Annotated in this window: 14 protein-coding genes; 10 read left to right on the top strand and 4 right to left on the bottom strand. The window is 63.6% G+C overall.

What is annotated here, in order from left to right:
* Window positions 1-11: 11 nt before the first annotated feature.
* Window positions 12-1,529 carry an ABC transporter substrate-binding protein gene (locus JC607_RS01585; protein ID WP_198835199.1) on the bottom strand — a complete coding sequence of 506 codons (1,518 nt, stop codon included), beginning with the start codon at window positions 1,527-1,529 and terminating at the stop codon, window positions 12-14.
* 80 nt (window positions 1,530-1,609) lie between these two features.
* Window positions 1,610-3,175, bottom strand: coding sequence for an NAD(P)/FAD-dependent oxidoreductase (locus JC607_RS01590; protein ID WP_198835200.1), 1,566 nt, complete (start codon window positions 3,173-3,175; stop codon window positions 1,610-1,612).
* Between the two features lie 172 nt (window positions 3,176-3,347).
* Here JC607_RS01590 and JC607_RS01595 point away from each other — a divergent pair, with 172 nt between their 5' ends.
* The 5 genes from JC607_RS01595 to JC607_RS01615 are packed head-to-tail and all read left to right on the top strand — an operon-like array spanning window position 3,348 to window position 9,856.
* Window positions 3,348-4,139, top strand: a complete 792-nt coding sequence (locus JC607_RS01595; protein ID WP_198835201.1) for a cyclase family protein — start codon at window positions 3,348-3,350, stop codon at window positions 4,137-4,139.
* A 4-nt stretch (window positions 4,140-4,143) separates the two neighbouring features.
* Window positions 4,144-5,703, top strand: a complete 1,560-nt coding sequence (locus tag JC607_RS01600) for an NAD(P)/FAD-dependent oxidoreductase (RefSeq protein WP_198835202.1) — start codon at window positions 4,144-4,146, stop codon at window positions 5,701-5,703.
* Window positions 5,700-6,173 carry a MarR family winged helix-turn-helix transcriptional regulator gene (locus tag JC607_RS01605; protein ID WP_198835203.1) on the top strand — a complete coding sequence of 158 codons (474 nt, stop codon included), beginning with the start codon at window positions 5,700-5,702 and terminating at the stop codon, window positions 6,171-6,173. The genes JC607_RS01600 and JC607_RS01605 overlap by 4 nt, the downstream gene beginning before the upstream one ends.
* A 3-nt stretch (window positions 6,174-6,176) precedes the next feature.
* On the top strand, window positions 6,177-8,318 hold the full coding sequence (locus JC607_RS01610; protein ID WP_198835204.1) for an indolepyruvate ferredoxin oxidoreductase subunit alpha: 2,142 nt from the start codon (window positions 6,177-6,179) through the stop codon (window positions 8,316-8,318).
* Window positions 8,315-9,856, top strand: a complete 1,542-nt coding sequence (locus tag JC607_RS01615; RefSeq protein WP_198835205.1) for an indolepyruvate oxidoreductase subunit beta family protein — start codon at window positions 8,315-8,317, stop codon at window positions 9,854-9,856. Before JC607_RS01610 ends, JC607_RS01615 begins: the two co-directional genes overlap by 4 nt.
* Before the next feature lie 51 nt (window positions 9,857-9,907).
* Here the strand turns inward: JC607_RS01615 and JC607_RS01620 are convergent, their stop codons facing one another.
* A complete protein-coding gene (locus JC607_RS01620) occupies window positions 9,908-11,017 on the bottom strand; it encodes a 3-hydroxyacyl-CoA dehydrogenase NAD-binding domain-containing protein (protein WP_198835206.1) in 1,110 nt (369 codons plus the stop codon).
* Window position 11,018: 1 nt separating this feature from the next.
* Window positions 11,019-11,774 (bottom strand): enoyl-CoA hydratase-related protein, encoded by a 756-nt coding sequence (locus JC607_RS01625; protein ID WP_198835207.1) that lies wholly within the window; start codon window positions 11,772-11,774, stop codon window positions 11,019-11,021.
* Window positions 11,775-11,879: 105 nt separating this feature from the next.
* Here JC607_RS01625 and JC607_RS01630 point away from each other — a divergent pair, with 105 nt between their 5' ends.
* The 5 genes from JC607_RS01630 (at window position 11,880) to JC607_RS01650 (ending at window position 17,364) form a co-directional block, all read left to right on the top strand.
* Window positions 11,880-14,165, top strand: coding sequence for a bifunctional salicylyl-CoA 5-hydroxylase/oxidoreductase (locus tag JC607_RS01630; RefSeq protein WP_198835208.1), 2,286 nt, complete (start codon window positions 11,880-11,882; stop codon window positions 14,163-14,165).
* Window positions 14,162-14,902 (top strand): SDR family NAD(P)-dependent oxidoreductase, encoded by a 741-nt coding sequence (locus tag JC607_RS01635; protein WP_198835209.1) that lies wholly within the window; start codon window positions 14,162-14,164, stop codon window positions 14,900-14,902. The genes JC607_RS01630 and JC607_RS01635 overlap by 4 nt, the downstream gene beginning before the upstream one ends.
* Entirely contained in the window at window positions 14,899-15,330 is a 432-nt protein-coding gene (locus JC607_RS01640; RefSeq protein ID WP_370584727.1) for a MarR family winged helix-turn-helix transcriptional regulator, read from the top strand. The genes JC607_RS01635 and JC607_RS01640 overlap by 4 nt, the downstream gene beginning before the upstream one ends.
* Entirely contained in the window at window positions 15,327-16,154 is an 828-nt protein-coding gene (locus JC607_RS01645) for an enoyl-CoA hydratase family protein (RefSeq protein WP_198835210.1), read from the top strand. Before JC607_RS01640 ends, JC607_RS01645 begins: the two co-directional genes overlap by 4 nt.
* A gap of 73 nt (window positions 16,155-16,227) precedes the next feature.
* Entirely contained in the window at window positions 16,228-17,364 is a 1,137-nt protein-coding gene (locus JC607_RS01650) for an acyl-CoA dehydrogenase family protein (RefSeq protein WP_198835211.1), read from the top strand.
* Window positions 17,365-17,378: the final 14 nt, after the last annotated feature.

The raw sequence follows: 17,378 nt of genomic DNA on the forward strand, positions 1-17,378 counted from the left end.
CGCCTCCACCCTCAGCCGCGCTTCATCAGATGCGGCAACAGCGCACCCGAAGCATGCGGCACCACAACCACACCCTTCGCCGAGAGGATCGGCTGCACATATTGCAACAGCGGGATCACCAGCGCCTCTTCCGCGATGAACCGGTCCACCGCCTTCCAGCCTGCGATCCGCTTCGCCTCCTCCTTCTCACCCCAGAGCGGGTTGATCATGTCGATCAGATCCTGCCCGTCCCAGACCGAATGCGGGCTCGGCCCGAACATCGCGAACCCCGTCCCCGTCGTCGGGTCGCCGACCGAGTTGCCCCAGTTGTAAAACGCCGCCGGCGCCAGCTGATCGGCCGCGCGCAGCTCGTAATGTTTGGCGATCTCATAGACCTCGATCTCGGCCTCGATCCCCACCCGGCGCCACAGACCCACAATCGCCTGGATCATCTCGTAATCCTTGGGCTTGAAACCCCGCGTCGTCTGAATTTTGAACTTCACCGGACTATCGGTCGAATAGCCCGAGGCGGCGAGCAGTTCGACCGCCTTTTCCGGGCTGTAATCCACGGTGATCGACGGATCATAGGCCTCATATTCCGGCGTCTCCAGCGTGTCGATCTTCACGCCATACCCCGACAGAAGCCGGTCGATGATCGCCTGTTTGTCAATCGCATGCACCGCCGCCTTGCGGACATTCGGATCCAGCATCACATCGATATCATTGAGGAAAATCATCCCGATATCCGAGATGGGCGTCGCCACGCCGTTCATAGATCCCTTGAGGCGGTCATATTCCTCATAGGGCATTTCCAGCGTGACATGGCTGTTGCCGGATTCGATTTCCGCCACCCGCGCCGCCGCATCGGTCACGAATTTGATCGTCACCGTTTTGAACTCGGGCGCGCCGCCCCAATAGGCCTCATTCGCCTTCAGCCGCACAAAGGCGTTGCGCTCGAATTTCTCGACCATATAGGGGCCGGTGCCGATCGGTGCCGCCTCAAATCCTTCGGCGCCTACCTTTTCGTAATAGGCTTTGGGCAGCACATAGCCGGTCAGGAAATACATCCATTTGAAAATCGTGGGGTCAAACTGCTTCACATCGGCGATGACGCGATTGCCCTCGACCCGGTGATTTTCCAGCGTGCCCCAGACGAACTGAATCGGGCTGCCGGTTGCCGGATCGGCCACCCGCGCCAGGCTCCAGGCCACATCCTCGGCGGTGAAATCCGAGCCGTCATGCCATTTGACGCCCTCGCGCACCACCATCCAGATCTGGCTGTAATCCTCGTTCCAGCCCCATTCGGTCAAAAGCCCCGGTGCCGGTTTCAGATCGGGCTGTTGCAGGATGAACTGGTCGAACACCGACTGGTAAATGCCCTGGATTGTCGGGTTCACCGCACTCGGGCCGGTGGTCGGATCCCAGCTGGGCAGCGTGACGTTATAGGCGATCACCAGCTCGTCGATCTGCGCCAGCGCGGGCAGGCTGAAGGCGCCGAGTGTGACACTGGCGGCTGAGAGCTGCAGCAAGGCTCTGCGGTTGAGTTTCATATTGTTTCCCTGTCGTTTTTATGTGGATGGGTCAGTGATCGCGCGCCGGTCTGATGCCGGCTTGCCGCGCGGGACAGTCGTTACTTTGCCAGTCTCCTCGCCAGCAGATAGCCGGGCCCCGCGCCGGTGCCGGCCCCGGGCCAGACTGCCGCGCCGGTCAAATGCAGGTTTTTCAACGGCGTCGAGCCATCGGAATGGCCCCGCGCCGGGCGGAACATGAAGTTTTGCGACATATGGTGGCTGCCACAAACCTGATCGCCGCCGACCAGATTCGGGTTCTCCGCCTCCAGATCCAGCGGCGAGACTACACGCTTCCCGAGGATCTTCGCCCGCGTGCCCGGCGCGTAGCGTTCCAGAATATCCAGCGCACGTTCCGCCATCGGGGCGGTGGCCTCGTCCCAGCTGCGCGCGGTGATCCGGCCCGCCGCATCGCCTTTGATATCGCCCGGCACCATCCGCACCTGCACCCAGAGGATATGCCTGCCCTCCGGCGCGCGCGACGGGTCCTGACCGGTCGGCTGGCCGACCACCAGGATCGGCTCATCAGGCAAAAGCCCGGCCTGGGCCTGCTGATAGACCCGCGCCTGCTGATCCAGGCTCGGCGCGAGGTGGATATAGGCGAAACGCTTTAGCTCCTCTCCCGCGGCCCAGTCGGGCAGGCTGTCCATCGCGAGATGGATCATCATCGTGCCCGGCGCATAGGCGTAGTCAGACATCGCCCTGTCGAAACGCGGCTCGGTCGCACCGGTCAGCCGCAGCAGAGCCTGCGGCGCCACCCCGGCGATCACCGCTTTTCTCGCTGCAATGCGGCGTCCATCGGCCAGTTCAATGCCGCTCGCCTTGCCATTTTCATGCAGGATACGGCTGACGCTGGCGCCGCATTCGATGCGCCCGCCCCTTGCCTCAATCGCCGCAACCATCGCCCTGATGATGGTATCCGCACCGCCCTGCCCCAGCATCATCCCGAAATTTTGTGAAACCATTCCCTCGAGATAGGGAAAAATACCGCCCCCCGCGACATCGGGCGCGTAATCGAGATGCAGCCCCCAGGCCCCCAGAAGCGCCTGCATCTTTGGCGAGCGGAAGGTCTTTGTCAGAAAGCGGCGCGGCGTCTGCGCCATGAATTGCGCGATGTCGAGACTGCCGCCGATTTTGTTGCGACGCAGCATTTTAAACATGAAATATGCAATCGCATTGAATTTCATCGGCATTGAAAGGATGCCGCCAATCGCTTCTGCCATTTGCGGAAAGCTCTCGATCAGCTCTGCCCAGGCCTCGGCATCTGCGGGATCCTCGGCTTTGATCCGCGCGAGGGTTTCGGCGCGGTCCGTGGTCACGCCCAGCCAGCTCCCATCCGGAAAGGCCGAGGCAAAGGGCTTTGACACCGGCAGAAAGGTGCAGCCATGCCGCGCGAGCTCCTGCCCATACTCCTTATAAAACGCCGATCCGGCGAAGAGATTGAGGTTCATCGCCGCCCAGTCATGGCGATAGCCCGGCAGGGTATAGTCGCCGGTCTTCACCGCGCCACCAGGGACAGAGGCCTGTTCGAAAAGCCCGACTTTCCAACCCTTTGCCGCCAGGTGCAAGGCACAGGCAAGGGCGTTATGCCCCGCCCCGATCAGGATCGCATCATAGCTGTCGGACATTTTTCTGATCCCTGCGTTTTAAGATATATTTGCAAACGCATTTATTTCTGTCTAGCGTGATTCTCACAGGCGCTGAGAAAAGCGTCACGCCGCGCCGGAATGGTCCTGGAACCAAACAGGTGGCGCGCCGGACACCAATCAAAGACCGCATGGTCAGACAGGGAGAACGGATATGACCGCAGCCAATGCGCTGATACAGCTTGCGGGTTTGCTGGCTTCGGGCGGGGTCAGGGTGGTTGACCTGACCGCAACGCTCGGGCCGGAAACGCCGCTTCTGAAACTTCCGCCGACATTCGCGAAAGACACGCCGCCGGTAAAGATCCACAAGATCAGCGAATATGACGAGAATGGCCCCTTCTGGGCCTGGAACTGGCTGGAGCTTGGCGAACATTCCGGCACCCATTTCGACGTGCCGCATCACTGGATCACCGGGCGCGAAAACCCCGAGGGCTATACCGATACAATCGACGTCCAGCGCCTGATCGCCCCGGTCAATGTGCTGGATTTCAGCGCGGACTGCGCGGCCGACCCGGATTTCCTGCTGACCATCGACCATGTAAAGGCCTGGGAGGCAGAACATGGCGCGATCCGGGCCGGCGAATGGGTCGTCCTGCGCTCGGACTGGGATCGGTTTAACCATGACGAGGCGCTTTTCCTGAATGCCAATGAGACCGGCCCCCATACCCCCGGCCCGACCGCTGAAGTGGTGCAATATCTGATCGATAAGGGCATTGTCGGCTGGGGCAGCCAATGTATCGGCACCGATGCGGGCTGTGCCGGTGGCATGAACCCGCCCTATCCGGCGCATAATCTGCTCCATGCCAATAACCGCTTTGGCCTTGCCTCGCTGGTCAATCTCGACAAGTTGCCGGCGAAGGGCGCGATCCTGATTGCAGCTCCTTTGAAAATCAAACAGGGCACCGGCTCGCCGATCCGTGCGCTGGCGCTGATACCGGGAGGCTGACCCTATGGCCGCTGTCGACCACATCATTATTGGATCCGGGATCAACGGGCTGGTTGCTGCCAGTCTGCTGGCACTGAAGGGCCGCAAGGTCCTGGTGCTGGAACGCGAAGAGGTCGCGGGCGGGTGCCTGCGCACCACCGAGCTGCATCCCGGTTTCCTGCATGATCCGATGGCGGCCACATTCGTTCTGTTCATGACTGGCCCGGCGGGGGCGGCGCTTGGGCCGCATCTGGCGAAACACGGGTTCGACTATTGCCACACGCCGCATCCGACGGCGGTGCTGCGCCCGGACGGGCGTGCGCTGGTGCTCTCGACCAATCGCGCAGAGAATGTGGCGGCGCTGAACGCGGCCGCACCCGGAGACGGCGATGCCTTTGCCGCCGAGGTCGACCGGCTGGCGGCGGATGCGCCGTTCATGTTCGCGATCCTGGGTCAGCCGCTGTGGTCCTGGGCCACGCTGAAGGTGCTGCTGAAAGAGACCCGCAAACGCGGATTGCGTGGGATTGCGGGCTGGATGGGCCAGCAGCTTGACCCGATGCGCGGCTGGCTTGAGACCACGTTCAGATCCGAGGAAACCCGTGCGCTGTTTGCCCCCTGGGCGCTGCATTGCGGGCTGACGGTCGAGAATGCCTATTCCGGCGCCATGGGCCGGGTGATCGCCTTCGCGCTCGAGGCCGCTGGCGCGCCGATCTCGAAAGGCGGCGCGGGCCAGGCGGCGAAGGCTTTCGTCTCGCTGATCGAAGCCAATGGCGGCGAGCTGCGCTGCAACGCGGATGTTGATGAAATCACCGTGGAAAAGGGCCGGGTGACCGGTGTCAGGCTGAAGGATGGCACGGCGATCCGGGCGAAATCGGTGCTGGCCTCGGTCGCGCCGGGGCAGCTTTACAACCGGCTGCTGAAGTCTGTGACCCTGCCCGAGGAACAGGCCGCGCTGAAACGCTTCCGCCATGGGCGCGGCGATTTCCAGCTGCATTTCGCGCTGGACGGGGTGCCGGAATGGAAGACACCGGGGCTGGATCAGGTGGCGCTGATCCATCTGGCGGAAAGCGTCGATGCGGTGTCGAAAGCCTCGAACGAAGCGGAACGCGGCCTCTTTCCGGCCAGGCCGACGATCTGCGTCGGCCAGCCCTCGCGACTGGACCCTTCGCGCTGCCCCGAAGGCAAGGCCGTGCTCTGGTTGCAGATCCCCGATGCGCCAACCGTGATCAAAGGCGATGCGGCGGGCGAGATCCAGGCCCGCGACTGGGACGAGGCGCGCGAGGCTTTCGCCGACCGCCTCCAGGCCATTCTCGCCAGCCATATCAAGGATTTCGACGGGCTCGTGCTGGCTCGGCGCGCCTATAGCCCGAAAGATCTGGAACGGATGAACGTTAACCTTGTCGGCGGCGACCCCTATGGCGGTTCCTGCGCGGTGGATCAGTTCTTCATCTGGCGACCGTTTTACAATGCCACCAATGGCACCGGCCCGGTGCGCGGGCTGATCCATATCGGCGCCTCGACCCATCCGGGGCCGGGGCTGGGCGGCGGCTCGGGCTATAATGCCGCAAAGAGGCTGGGCGCATGAGCAGTGAACCCCCTGCCCCCGCGCAGCGCCTTGGTCAGATCGGGCTGTCTTCCTTCCCGCCCTATCTGATGAACCGGCTGATGGGCCAGTATAACGGCATTTTGCGCAGCGAGATGGCCGATATGGGCCTGACCACCGCCAAGATGCGGGCGCTTGGCGTGCTTTCGGTGCTGGACGGCCCGCTGATCCGCGAACTGGCGGAACTCGCCGTGACCGAACAATCGACCCTGTCACGCGCGCTAGACCAGCTCCAGGCCGAGGGGCTCGTGCGGCGTGAGGCCGATGCGAATGACAGCCGCGCCACGCGGATCTATTCGACCGATCTCGGCCGCGCCGCGTTTGAACGGATCTGGCCGCATATGGCGCTGGCGACCGAGCGGATGTTTCGCGGCATCTCGGATGACGAGCGGCATGCTTTCGTCGGCACATTGCAAAAAATGCTGGCCAATATCTGCAAGCAAGAGGTTTAAGCCATGGCAGAGCGCAGTTTCAAAGCCGAGGTCGAACATCTGCGCAAGGGCGCGGGCGAGACCTTTACGGGCGAAGGGATCCTTGCGCTGACCAAGGCGCTTCTGGAATCCGGCGTTGGCTATGTCGGCGGTTATCAGGGCGCGCCGATCTCTCACATGATGGATGTGCTTTCCGATGCCGAAGAGCTGATGGCCGAGCTTGGCATCCGGTTCGAGGCCAATGCGAATGAGGCGGGCGCGGCGGCGATGCTGGCGGCCTCGGTGCATTATCCGATCCGGGGCGCGGTCACGTTCAAGGGGCCGGTCGGCGTCAATGTGGCTTCGGATGCGCTGGCGAACCTGACGGATTCCGGCGTGAATGGCGGCGCGCTGATCATCGTGGGCGAGGATTACGGCGAAGGGTCCTCGATCATGCAGGAACGCAGCCATGCTTTCGCGATGAAATCGCAGATGTGGCTCTTAGATCCTCGCCCGAACCTCCAGGCGATGGTGGATGCGGTGCATTACGGCTTTGACATGTCCGAGGCGACCAATACGCCGGTCATGATGATCGTCCGGATCCGGTCCTGCCATGTTACCGGCACGTTTGAATGCCGCGACAACAGGCGCCCCGCTTTGACGGTGAAAGACGCGCTGAAGAACCCGCAGACCGATTTCACCCGGGTTGTGCTGCCGCCCTTCACCTATCTGCATGAGCAGGACAAGATCAACAATCGCTGGCCGGCGGCTGAGAAATACATCACCGAACACAAGCTGAACGAATTTTTCGGCCCCTCCGGCGGCAAGACCGGGCTGATCGTCCAGGGTGGCATGTATAATGGCGTGATCCGGGCCTTGCAGCGCATGGGCCTCGCCGATCTTTACGGCAATACCGAAGTGCCGATCTATTGCCTGAACGTAGCCTATCCGCTGGTCTCATCCGAATTTCTGGCCTTCTGCGAGGGCAAGGACCATGTCCTTGTCGTCGAAGAGGGCCATCCGGAATTCATGGAGCAGCAGCTCTCGACCTATCTTTACCGCGCCGGGTCTTCGGTCAAACTCCATGGCAAGGGCATCCTGCCGATGGGGGGCGAATATACCGGCCAGGTCATGCTCGACAGCCTGACGGCCTTTCTGAAGATCGCGGCGCCCGGGATGCTGCCCGCGACGGTTCGCGCGCCCAATGAAGACAAACCGCAGCTGCCCGATCTGACCAAAGTGGTGCCGATGCGCCCGCCGGGATTCTGCACCGGCTGCCCCGAACGCCCGATTTTTGCCGCGCTGAAAATGGTGCAGCAGGAACGCGGCAAGCATCAGATCACCGCCGATATTGGCTGCCACCTGTTCGGCGCGATGCCGCCCTTTTACGTCGGCGGTGCCACGATGGGTTACGGGCTTGGCCCGGCGGCCAATGCGGCCTTTGACGGCGGTGGCGAGCGGCGGCCGATCTCGATCATCGGGGATGGAGGCTTCTGGCATAACGGGCTGAACAGCTCGATCGGCAATATGGTGTTCAACAAATCCGATGGCCTCGTGGTGGTGGTCGACAATTACTATTCGGCGGCCACCGGCGGCCAGGATGTGATGTCCTCGCGGGCGGTAAACGACACCAAGGCGACCAACAATCCGATCTCGCAGGCGGTGAAGGGGATCGGCGTGACATGGGTGCGCCAGATTGACCACACCTATGATGTGCCGAAGCTGAAAGCCACGATCACCGAGGCCCTGACCACGCCGGAAAAAGGGCCGAAGGTCATCGTCGCCTCGTCGGAATGCATGCTGAACAAGCAGCGCCGCGAGCGGCCTTTGAAAGCCAAAGCAATCAAAGAGGGCCGCCGGGTCGAAGCGCCGCGCTTTGGCGTGGATGAGACGGTCTGCACCGGCGATCACGCCTGTATGCGGCTTTCGGGCTGCCCCTCGCTGGGGTTGAAACATACCAGCGACCCGCTGCGCGACGATCCGGTGGCCTGGATCGACCAGACCTGTGTCGGCTGCGGCAATTGCGGCGAGGTGGCCGATGCGGCGGTGCTCTGCCCCAGTTTCTACCGCGCCGATGTGGTCCATAATCCGACCGGGTTCGAGAAATGGCGGGCCGGGCTGCGCGCCCGCCTGATCTCCTGGCTCGCGCGGCGCCGCGCCGCCCGCAGGCTGGAGTTCCCGGTATGAGCCTGCATGAGGTTCTTCCCCCGCATCAGCCGGATGAAAAGCTGAAATCCATCATCAAAGTGGCGATCTATGCGGTCGGCGGCCAGGGCGGCGGCGTGTTGACCGGCTGGATCGAGGATCTGGCGCGCGCGCAAGGGTTTGCGGCCCAGGCCACCTCGGTTGCGGGCGTGTCGCAGCGCACCGGCGCCACGATCTACTATGTCGAGATGGCGCCGATGGAAGGCGGCCAGCCGGTCTTTTCGCTGATGCCTGCGGCGGGCGATGTCGATGTGATGATCGCCGCCGAATGGATGGAGGCAGGCCGCGCCATCATTCGCGGCTTTGTCACGCCGGAGCGCACCACGCTGATCGCCTCGACCCATCGCAATCTGGCCGTGTCGGAAAAGATGGTGCCGGGCGATGGGGTCGCCGACCCCGAGGCGGTGCGAGAGGCTGCGATCCAGACCGCAAAGCGCCTCTTTGCCGCCGATTACGAGGCGGTGGCGGTGAAAAACGGCTCGATCATATCCTCGACCCTGTTCGGGGCGCTGGCGGCGTCGGGCGCGCTCCCTTTCCCGCGCGAGGCGTTTGAAGAGGCGATCCGCCAATCCGGCGGCAAGGGGATCGAGGCCAGTATTCGTGCCTTTGGCGCAGGCTATGACGCCGCGCTGAGCGGCGATATCGGCAAGAACGAACCTGCGCCCCGCGTCACTGATACGCCGGTGCGCGGCCCGGCAAAGCTGATGGCGGCCTGGGAAAAGCTGATGACCCGGGTGAGGGCCCTGCCCGCCCCGGTCGCCGAAATGGCGGAGCACGGGCTGCGCAAAGTGGTCGGCTTTCAGGATATCGCCTATGGTACCGACTATCTCGACCGTCTGGCAGGCGTGCTGGCGCGCGACCATGCCCCCTGGGATCTGTCGGTCCAGGCGGCGAAATATATCGCCAATGCAATGTGTTATGATGATGTGATCCGGGTCGCCGATCTGAAAACCCGTGGCAGCCGCTTTCAGCGGATCCGGGGCGAGATGGGCGCGAAAGACCAGCAGCTGATGCAGCTGACCGAATTCATGCATCCCCGCGCCGAGGAAATCGCCGGCATGTTGCCCCGGAAATGGGGGGCGCGGGTCGAGGCCAATCCAAAATCCATGGCGCGGCTCAACCGCTGGTTCGGCCATGGGCGGCGCATCCGCACGGACAGTTTTCGCGGCTATGCGATGCTTTACGTGCTGGGCGGGATGAAATTCTGGCGCCGCCGCACGCTGCGCCACGCGCAGGAGGTTGCGCATCTCGAGGCCTGGCTGACGCGCGCAATGGCCGAGGCCGACCGCAATTACCCGCTCGCGGTCGAGCTGATCCGCTGCCGCCGGTTGATCAAGGGCTATTCCGATACCCATGCGCGGGGCCTGTCGAAATTCGACCGGGTGCTGGCGGCGATTGATCTGGTGGCGGGGCGTGACGATGCCGCCGACTGGGCGCGGCGCCTGCGCGAGGCGGCGCTGAAGGATGAGGAAGGCAAGGATCTCGACGGCGCGATCCAGACAATTCAGAGCTTTCTGTAACGCGAAAGGCCGGGATGATCTCCCGGCCCTTTTGTTTGCTTGCGCCCCGACTTACAGACCCGGCGCAGGCAGATAACGCCTTTTCAGCGCGGGCTTTGCTGCGTATTCCAGCCCGGCAAGCACCTCCCGGATACGCGCCGGGCCATGGGCCTCCAGCATCCCGAACGGCCCACGCGGGAAATTCAGCCCGAGCCTGAGCGCCGTATCGATACCGTCCCGGGTGGTGCCACCTTCCGCCAGAAGCCAGGCGGCCTCATTGACAAGCGTGGCCTCGATCCTGAGCGCGATCGATGCCGCATCGGCGGGCGGCGTTTCGGGACGGTCGGGGAAGAGAAAGCCCTTGCCCGTCTTGCGCCCCAGATTACCGCTCGAGACCTGGGCTTTCAGCGCGTCAAACACATGGTAACGCGGGCTATGCGCCATGGCGGTGGCCAGGCTTTCGGTGGCAGCAAGGTTGATATCGGCCCCGACCAGATCGATCAGGCCAAAAGGCCCCAGCCGGTAGCCCGCCGCCAGCATCGCGGCGTCGATCTCGCCCGCTTCGCGGCCTTCCTCCAATAACGCCAGCGCCTCGCCGTAGAACGGGCGCGCGCAGCGGTTGACGATAAAACCAGGGCGGTCGGGGCAGGCAATCACGGTCTTGCCGGCGGCCTCGGTCAGACTGCGTGCGCGAGCCAGCGCCTCCGGCGCAGATCCGTCATGCGCGACCAGTTCCACGAGTTTCATCACCGGCGCGGGGTTGAAGAAATGGAGGCCCAAAAGGCGCCCCGGGTTACGCAGCCCCTCGGCCATCGCGGCCACCGAAAGCGAGGAGGTATTGGTCGCCAGCACCGCATCCGGCGCCATCACCGCCTCTAGCGCGGTGAAGATCGCGGTTTTCACATCAAGCCGCTCAACCACCGCCTCGATGGCGAGATCGGCCGCGCCCATCGCGTCAACGCCGGGCACCACCTGGAACCGCGCCATAAGCGCATCGCGGGCCTCCGGCGTCAGCTTGCCGGCCTCAACCCGGGGCGCGAGCGCGCCCGCCAGGCGCTCGGCCGCGTTGTCACGGGCGGGCTCATGCGCATCGGTGGCGAGCACGTCAAACCCCGCCGCCGCATAGGTCTGCGAAATCCCCAGCCCCATCGTGCCAAGGCCAATCACCGCAACCGTCGCCATCTCAATTCCCCTGATAAACGGGTTTACGCTTTTCGCGGAAGGCGCGGATGCCCTCGGCCTTGTCCTGGCTGTCCAGAAGCGCCTCGAACGCGGCCCGCTCTGAGGTCAGCGCAAGCGCTGCTTCGGCGCCTTCGACCAGCGCGGCCTTTGCCGCCGCCAGTGCCAGCGGCGCCCGCACTGCGAGGCGGGCGGTCAGCGTGGCACCCTCGGCCAAAGCATCGTTCACGCGATGCGAGGCCAGACCCCAGGCGAAAGCCGTATCCGCATCGATGATTTCCCCGGTCAGCACCAGCCGCGCCGCCCGCGCCGGGCCGACCCGCGCCATGAGACGCTGCCCGCCCCCGGCACCTGGAATGATCCCGAGATTGCTTTCCGGCAGGCCAAGCCGCGCCGTATCACCGACCAGCAAAAGATCGGCCATCAGCGCCAGTTCCAGCCCGCCACCAAGCGCGAAGCCCTCGACCGCCGCGACCAGCGGTTTCGGAAAAGCGCGGATCGCCGCCCAATGCGCCTTGCGCGGATCAAGCGCCGCATCAGAGCTGGATTTCGTCTCCATCTCGGCAATATCTGCGCCTGCGGCAAAGTTCCCCTCTGCCCCGTGCAGCAGCACCGCCCGGCAACCGGGATCCCCTGCCAACCGGTTCAGCACCGAAGCCAGATCTGCCAGAAGCCCCGTATTCAAGGCGTTTTTAGCCGCAGGCCGGTTCAGGATCAGCCGCGTCCAGCCGCCCTCATCACTCTCGATCAGATGTTCCATGACGGCAGAATGCCCTCTCACCATGAATATTCAAGTCGAAAAATTTTAAACTTGAAATTTATTTTGAAAGCCGCAAGGATCGGCGCAAATCAGGGAGTTCCGGCTATGAAGATCCTTTGCCTTGGGGCGGGTCCGGCGGGCCTTTATTTCGCCATTTCGATGAAGCTGCGCGATCCGTCCCATGACGTCACGGTGCTGGAACGCAACAAGGCCAATGACACATTCGGCTGGGGCGTGGTTCTGTCGGATGATGCTTTGGGGCGGATGCAGAAGAACGATCCGGTCTCGACCGAGGCGATCCGCGCCGATTTCGCCTATTGGGATGATATTGCCGTGATCCATGACGGGGTCCGCACGGTTTCGGGCGGGCATGGTTTCGCCGGGATCGGGCGCAAGGCGATGCTGATCCTGTTGCAAAACCGCGCGCGTGAGCTGGGCGTCAATCTGCAATTCGAGACCATCTTCAAATCCGCTGAAGAGTACCGCCAGGATTACGACCTGGTTGTCGGCTGCGACGGCATTAACAGCATCGTGCGCAACGAGTATAAAGATGTCTTCCGGCCCGATATCGACCTGCGCAAATGCAAGTTCATCTGGCTTGGCACCCATCAGAAATTCGATGACGCCTTTACCTTCATCTTCGAGAAAACCCAGCATGGCTGGGTCTGGGCGCATGTCTATCAATTCGACAACAACACCGCGACTTTCATCGTCGAGACCCTTCCCGAGACATGGGAAAAATTCGGTTTCGCCGAGATGTCAAAAGAGGAAATCGTCGAGACCTGTCGCCAGATTTTCGAGTCTCACCTTGGCGGGCATGAACTGATCTCGAACGCGGCGCATCTGCGCGGCTCGGCGGTCTGGTCGCAATTCCCCCGGGTGATCTGCGACAGGTGGTATCACGAGAATGTCGTGCTGATGGGCGATGCGGCGGCAACCGGGCATTTCTCGATCGGTTCGGGCACGCGGCTGGCCTTTGATTCCGCGATTGCGCTGGCCGAATATCTGCATTCCGAGCCGGATATGCAGGCGGCATTTGAACGCTATCAGGAGGAGCGCCGGATCGAGGTCTTGCGCCTGCAATCGGCGGCGCGCAACAGCCTTGAATGGTTCGAACAGGTCGAGCGTTACCTCGATATGCCCTCGCCCCAGTTCGCCTATTCGCTGCTGACGCGCAGCCAGCGGATCAGCCATGAAAACCTGCGGCTGCGTGACCCGGAATGGCTCGCCAGCGCGGAAGACTGGTTCCAGGAACAGGCGGGGGGCAAAAAGGGCAGCCGCCCGATGTTCGCGCCCTTTAAGCTGCGGGATATGCAGCTGAAGAACCGCATCGTCATGTCGCCGATGGCGCAATATAAGGCGGTTGATGGCTGCCCGACCGACTGGCACCTGATCCATTACGCGGAACGCGCCAAGGGTGGTGCAGCGCTGATCTATACCGAAATGGCCTGCGTCTCGGCCACGGGCCGCATCACGCCCGGCTGCCCCGGTCTTTACGCGCCGGACCATGAGGCGGCCTGGAAACGGCTTGCGGATTTCATCCATCAGGAGACCACCGCGAAGCTCTGCATTCAGATCGGCCATGCCGGGCGCAAGGCTTCGACCTGTGTGCCCTGGGATGGCGGCATCGATGCGCCCCTGAAAACCGGCAACTGGCCGGTGATCTCGGCCTCTCCCATCGCCTATAAGCCCGATCTGGCAGTGCCGAAAGAGATGGACAAGGCCGATCTGGCAGCGGTGAAAGGCGAATTCGTCGCAGGCGCGGAAATGGCGCAGCGCGCGGGCGCCGATATGATCGAGATGCACGCGGCCCATGGCTATCTGCTGGCCTCCTTCATCAGCCCGGTCACCAACCGGCGCACAGATGAATATGGTGGCAGCCTGGAAAACCGCCTGCGCTATCCTCTGGAGGTGTTTCGCGCCATGCGCGCCGTCTGGCCCGAGGAAAAGCCGATGTCGGTCCGGATCTCGGCGCATGACTGGATCGAGGGCGGCGTGACCCCGGAAGAGGCGGTCGAGATCGCGCGTCAGTTCAGCGCGGCCGGGGCCGACATCATCGACGTCTCATCCGGGCAGACCGACCCGGCCGAGCGCCCGATCTATGGCCGCATGTTCCAGACGCCGTTCTCCGACCGCATCCGCAACGAGGCCGGGCTTTCGACCATGGCCGTGGGCAATATCACCGACTGGGATCAGGCCAATGGCATCCTGATGGCGGGCCGCGCCGATCTGGTGATGATCGGGCGGATGCATCTCGCGGATGCCAACTGGACGCTGCATGCCGCGATTGACCAGGGCGAGACCCATGCCGAATGGCCTGCCCCCTACCGTCATGGCCAGGTGACGCTGACCCGGCTGCATCAGCGCCAGCAAGAGGCGATCCGGGTATGACCGATCTGGCGGGCAAGCGCGTGTTGATCACCGGCGGCGGCACCGGCGTTGGGGCCGACCTCGCGCGGGGCTTTGCGGCGCAAGGCGCCGAAGTGGTGATCTGCGGGCGCCGCCTCGCACCTTTGCAGGCGGTGGCCGGACCGATTGGCGCGCGGGCGTTGCAGGCCGATGTGACGGATGAGGCGGATGTGAAACGCCTGTTCACCGAGGCCGGGCGCTGCGACATCGTGATCGCCAATGCCGGGGCCTCGACTTCGGCGCCGCTGGCAAAAACCTCGCTGGCGGACTGGAACGCGATGCTTGCGGTCAATCTCACCGGGGTCTTCCTGACCTTCCGCGAAGCGCTCATGCAGTTTGACGGCTGGGGGCGGCTGATTGCCGTCGCCTCGACCGCCGGGCTGAAAGGTTATGCCTATGTCGCACCCTATGCGGCGGCGAAACATGGCGTGGTCGGCATGGTCAAGAGCCTGGCGCTTGAGGTGGCGAAGAAGCCCGTCACGGTGAATGCGCTTTGCCCGGGGTTTCTTGATACCGAGATGACCGACCGTTCGGTCGCGAATATCGTCGAAAAAACCGGGATGAGCGCGGGTGACGCGCGCAGGACGCTCGCCGCCACCAATCCGCAACTGCGCCTGATCCAGCCTGCAGAAGTGACCTCTGCCGCGCTGTGGTTGTGCGGCGCGGGGGCCGGGGGCATCAATGGCCAGGCATTGGCCATTGCAGGAGGCGAGGTGTGAGTGAGGGTTCCAAACGCAGGCTGAAGCTCTGGATCCGGATGCTGGCGGTGACGCGCAGTTCGGAATCCGGTCTGCGCGAATTCCTGCGGCTGACGCATGACACGACGCTGCCGCGGTTTGACGTGCTGGCGGCGCTTTACCGGCGGCGCGAAGGCTGCACCATGAGCGAGCTGAGCCGGCTTTTGCTGGTCTCGAACGGGAATGCAACGACGGTGGTGGACCGGCTGGAGAAAGACGGGCTGGTCGCGCGCCGCCCGTCCGAGACCGACCGCCGCACGGTCTATGTCGGGTTGACGCCCGAAGGGCTGAACCAGTTCGAAGCCCTCGCCTCGGGGCATGAGGCCGAGGTGGCGAAGATCTTTGCCGGGCTCGACGATGCGGATGTCGATGTCCTGACGGAAATTCTGAAGAAGGCGATGAAGAAATGAGCAGTCTTACGCGGACCGAACTGGCCGGGCTGAAACCGGAGCATTTCCTCTGGGAGGTGAAAGACCGGGTAGCTGTGCTGCGGCTGAACCGGCCGGACCGCAAGAACCCGCTGACCTTCGAAAGCTATGCCGAGCTGCGCGACACATTCCGCGCGCTGGTCTATGCGACAGATGTGGATGTGGTGGTCTTTGCCGCGAATGGCGGCAATTTCTGCTCGGGCGGCGATGTGCATGACATTATCGGCCCGCTGGTCGGCATGGATATGAAGGATCTGCTGGCCTTTACCCGCATGACCGGCGATCTCGTGAAGGCGATGATCGGCTGCGGCAAGCCGATCATTTCGGCGGTGGACGGGATCTGTGTCGGCGCCGGCGCGATCATCGCCATGGCATCAGACCTGCGGCTGGCGACACCCGAGGCGAAATGCGCGTTTCTGTTCACCCGGGTCGGCCTCGCGGGTTGCGATATGGGCGCCTGCGCCATGCTGCCCCGGATCATCGGTCAGGGCCGCGCCGCCGAGCTTTTATACACCGGACGGGTGATGTCGGCAGAGGAAGGTGCGGCCTGGGGGTTCTGGAACGGGGTCCATCCGGCGGAGGTGCTGGAGGCGGAGGCGCTGAAGCTCGCCACCCGCATCGCTTCGGGGCCGGTCTTCGCGCATGGCATCACCAAGACCCAGCTGAACCAGGAATGGAATATGGGGCTGGAACAGGCGATCGAGGCCGAGGCCCAGGCCCAGGCGATCTGCATGCAGACCCGCGACTTTGAACGCGCCTATCACGCCTTTGTCGCGAAAGAGAAACCCGTGTTCCAGGGCGACTGAGCTTTGGGATTTTGGCCGATGACCGGGGGTTTTGCACCCCCGGACCCCCGCAGGATATTTAGGGACAGAAAATATGAGCGACCGCAGTTTTCTGGACTGGCCCTTCTTTGAAGCGCGTCATCGCGAGCTGGCGCAGGCGCTGGACGGTTGGGCGGCGGCGCATCTGCCGGTGGATCATTCTGATGTCGATGCCGCCTGTAAAGGGCTGGTGCGGGATCTGGGGGCGGCGGGGTTTCTGCGGCATACCGGGGCTGATGAGGGCGAGGTGCTGGATGTCAGGAGCCTTTGTCTGATCCGCGAGACGCTCTCGCGCCATGACGCGCTGGCGGATTTTGCCTTTGCCATGCAGGGGCTTGGCATGGGGGCGGTGTCGCTGTTTGGCACGCCCGGGCAGCGGCGCTGGCTGAAGAAGACGCGGGCAGGTGAGGCGATTTCGGCCTTCGCGCTGACGGAACCGGGGTCAGGGTCGGATGTGGCCAACAGCACCACCCTGGCCGAAAAGGTCGAGGGGGGCTGGCGGCTATCGGGCGAGAAGACCTATATCTCGAACGGGGGCATCGCCGATCTTTACGTGATCTTTGCCCGCAGCGGCGAGGCGCCGGGGGCACGCGGGCTCTCGGCCTTTCTGATGCCGGCGGATGTGGCGGGGCTGGAAATTGCAGAACGGATCGGGGTGATGGCGCCGCATCCTCTGGCGAGGCTGAAACTGGATCAGGTGTTCCTGCCCGATTCCGCGCTGATCGGCACGGCGGGGGCCGGGTTCAAACTGGCGATGTCGGTGCTGGATGTGTTCCGTTCAACCGTGGGGGCGGCGGCTTTGGGCATGGCGCGGCGCGCATTGGATGAGGCGCTGAGCCGCACGCAGAGCCGCCGGATCCAGGGCGAACCGCTGTCTTCCTTGCAGATGGTGCAGGGGCATCTGGCCGATATGGCGCTGAAGATCGACGCGGCGGCTTTGCTGGTCTACCGCGCCGCCTGGACCAAGGATCAGGGCGCGACGCGGGTCAGCCGCGAGGCCGCGATGGCGAAACTTTACGCGACCGAGGCCGCCCAGGAAGTGATCGACGCGGCGCTGCAGCTGCATGGCGGCGACGGGGTGCGCAGCGGCATGAAGGTCGAGGAGCTTTACCGCGATATCCGCGCACTGAGGATCTATGAGGGCGCCTCGGATGTGCAGCGCGTGGTGATTGCGCGCAGCCTTCTGGGTTAGAATTTCAGGACGAC

Source organism: Paracoccus sp. IB05, assembly GCF_016405985.1.
Taxonomy (GTDB): Bacteria; Pseudomonadota; Alphaproteobacteria; order Rhodobacterales; family Rhodobacteraceae; genus Pseudogemmobacter.

Bases quoted from the DNA above. Each gene is read 5' to 3' on its own strand.
- JC607_RS01645 (WP_198835210.1), top strand. From the start codon at position 15,327: ATGAGCAGTCTTACGCGGACCGAACTGGCCGGGCTGAAACCGGAGCAT.
- JC607_RS01605 (WP_198835203.1), top strand. From the start codon at position 5,700: ATGAGCAGTGAACCCCCTGCCCCCGCGCAGCGCCTTGGTCAGATCGGG.
- JC607_RS01620 (WP_198835206.1), bottom strand. From the start codon at position 11,017: ATGGCGACGGTTGCGGTGATTGGCCTTGGCACGATGGGGCTGGGGATT.
- JC607_RS01585 (WP_198835199.1), bottom strand. From the start codon at position 1,529: ATGAAACTCAACCGCAGAGCCTTGCTGCAGCTCTCAGCCGCCAGTGTC.
- JC607_RS01590 (WP_198835200.1), bottom strand. From the start codon at position 3,175: ATGTCCGACAGCTATGATGCGATCCTGATCGGGGCGGGGCATAACGCC.
- JC607_RS01650 (WP_198835211.1), top strand. From the start codon at position 16,228: ATGAGCGACCGCAGTTTTCTGGACTGGCCCTTCTTTGAAGCGCGTCAT.
- JC607_RS01625 (WP_198835207.1), bottom strand. From the start codon at position 11,774: ATGGAACATCTGATCGAGAGTGATGAGGGCGGCTGGACGCGGCTGATC.
- JC607_RS01615 (WP_198835205.1), top strand. From the start codon at position 8,315: ATGAGCCTGCATGAGGTTCTTCCCCCGCATCAGCCGGATGAAAAGCTG.
- JC607_RS01635 (WP_198835209.1), top strand. From the start codon at position 14,162: ATGACCGATCTGGCGGGCAAGCGCGTGTTGATCACCGGCGGCGGCACC.
- JC607_RS01610 (WP_198835204.1), top strand. From the start codon at position 6,177: ATGGCAGAGCGCAGTTTCAAAGCCGAGGTCGAACATCTGCGCAAGGGC.
- JC607_RS01595 (WP_198835201.1), top strand. From the start codon at position 3,348: ATGACCGCAGCCAATGCGCTGATACAGCTTGCGGGTTTGCTGGCTTCG.
- JC607_RS01630 (WP_198835208.1), top strand. From the start codon at position 11,880: ATGAAGATCCTTTGCCTTGGGGCGGGTCCGGCGGGCCTTTATTTCGCC.
- JC607_RS01600 (WP_198835202.1), top strand. From the start codon at position 4,144: ATGGCCGCTGTCGACCACATCATTATTGGATCCGGGATCAACGGGCTG.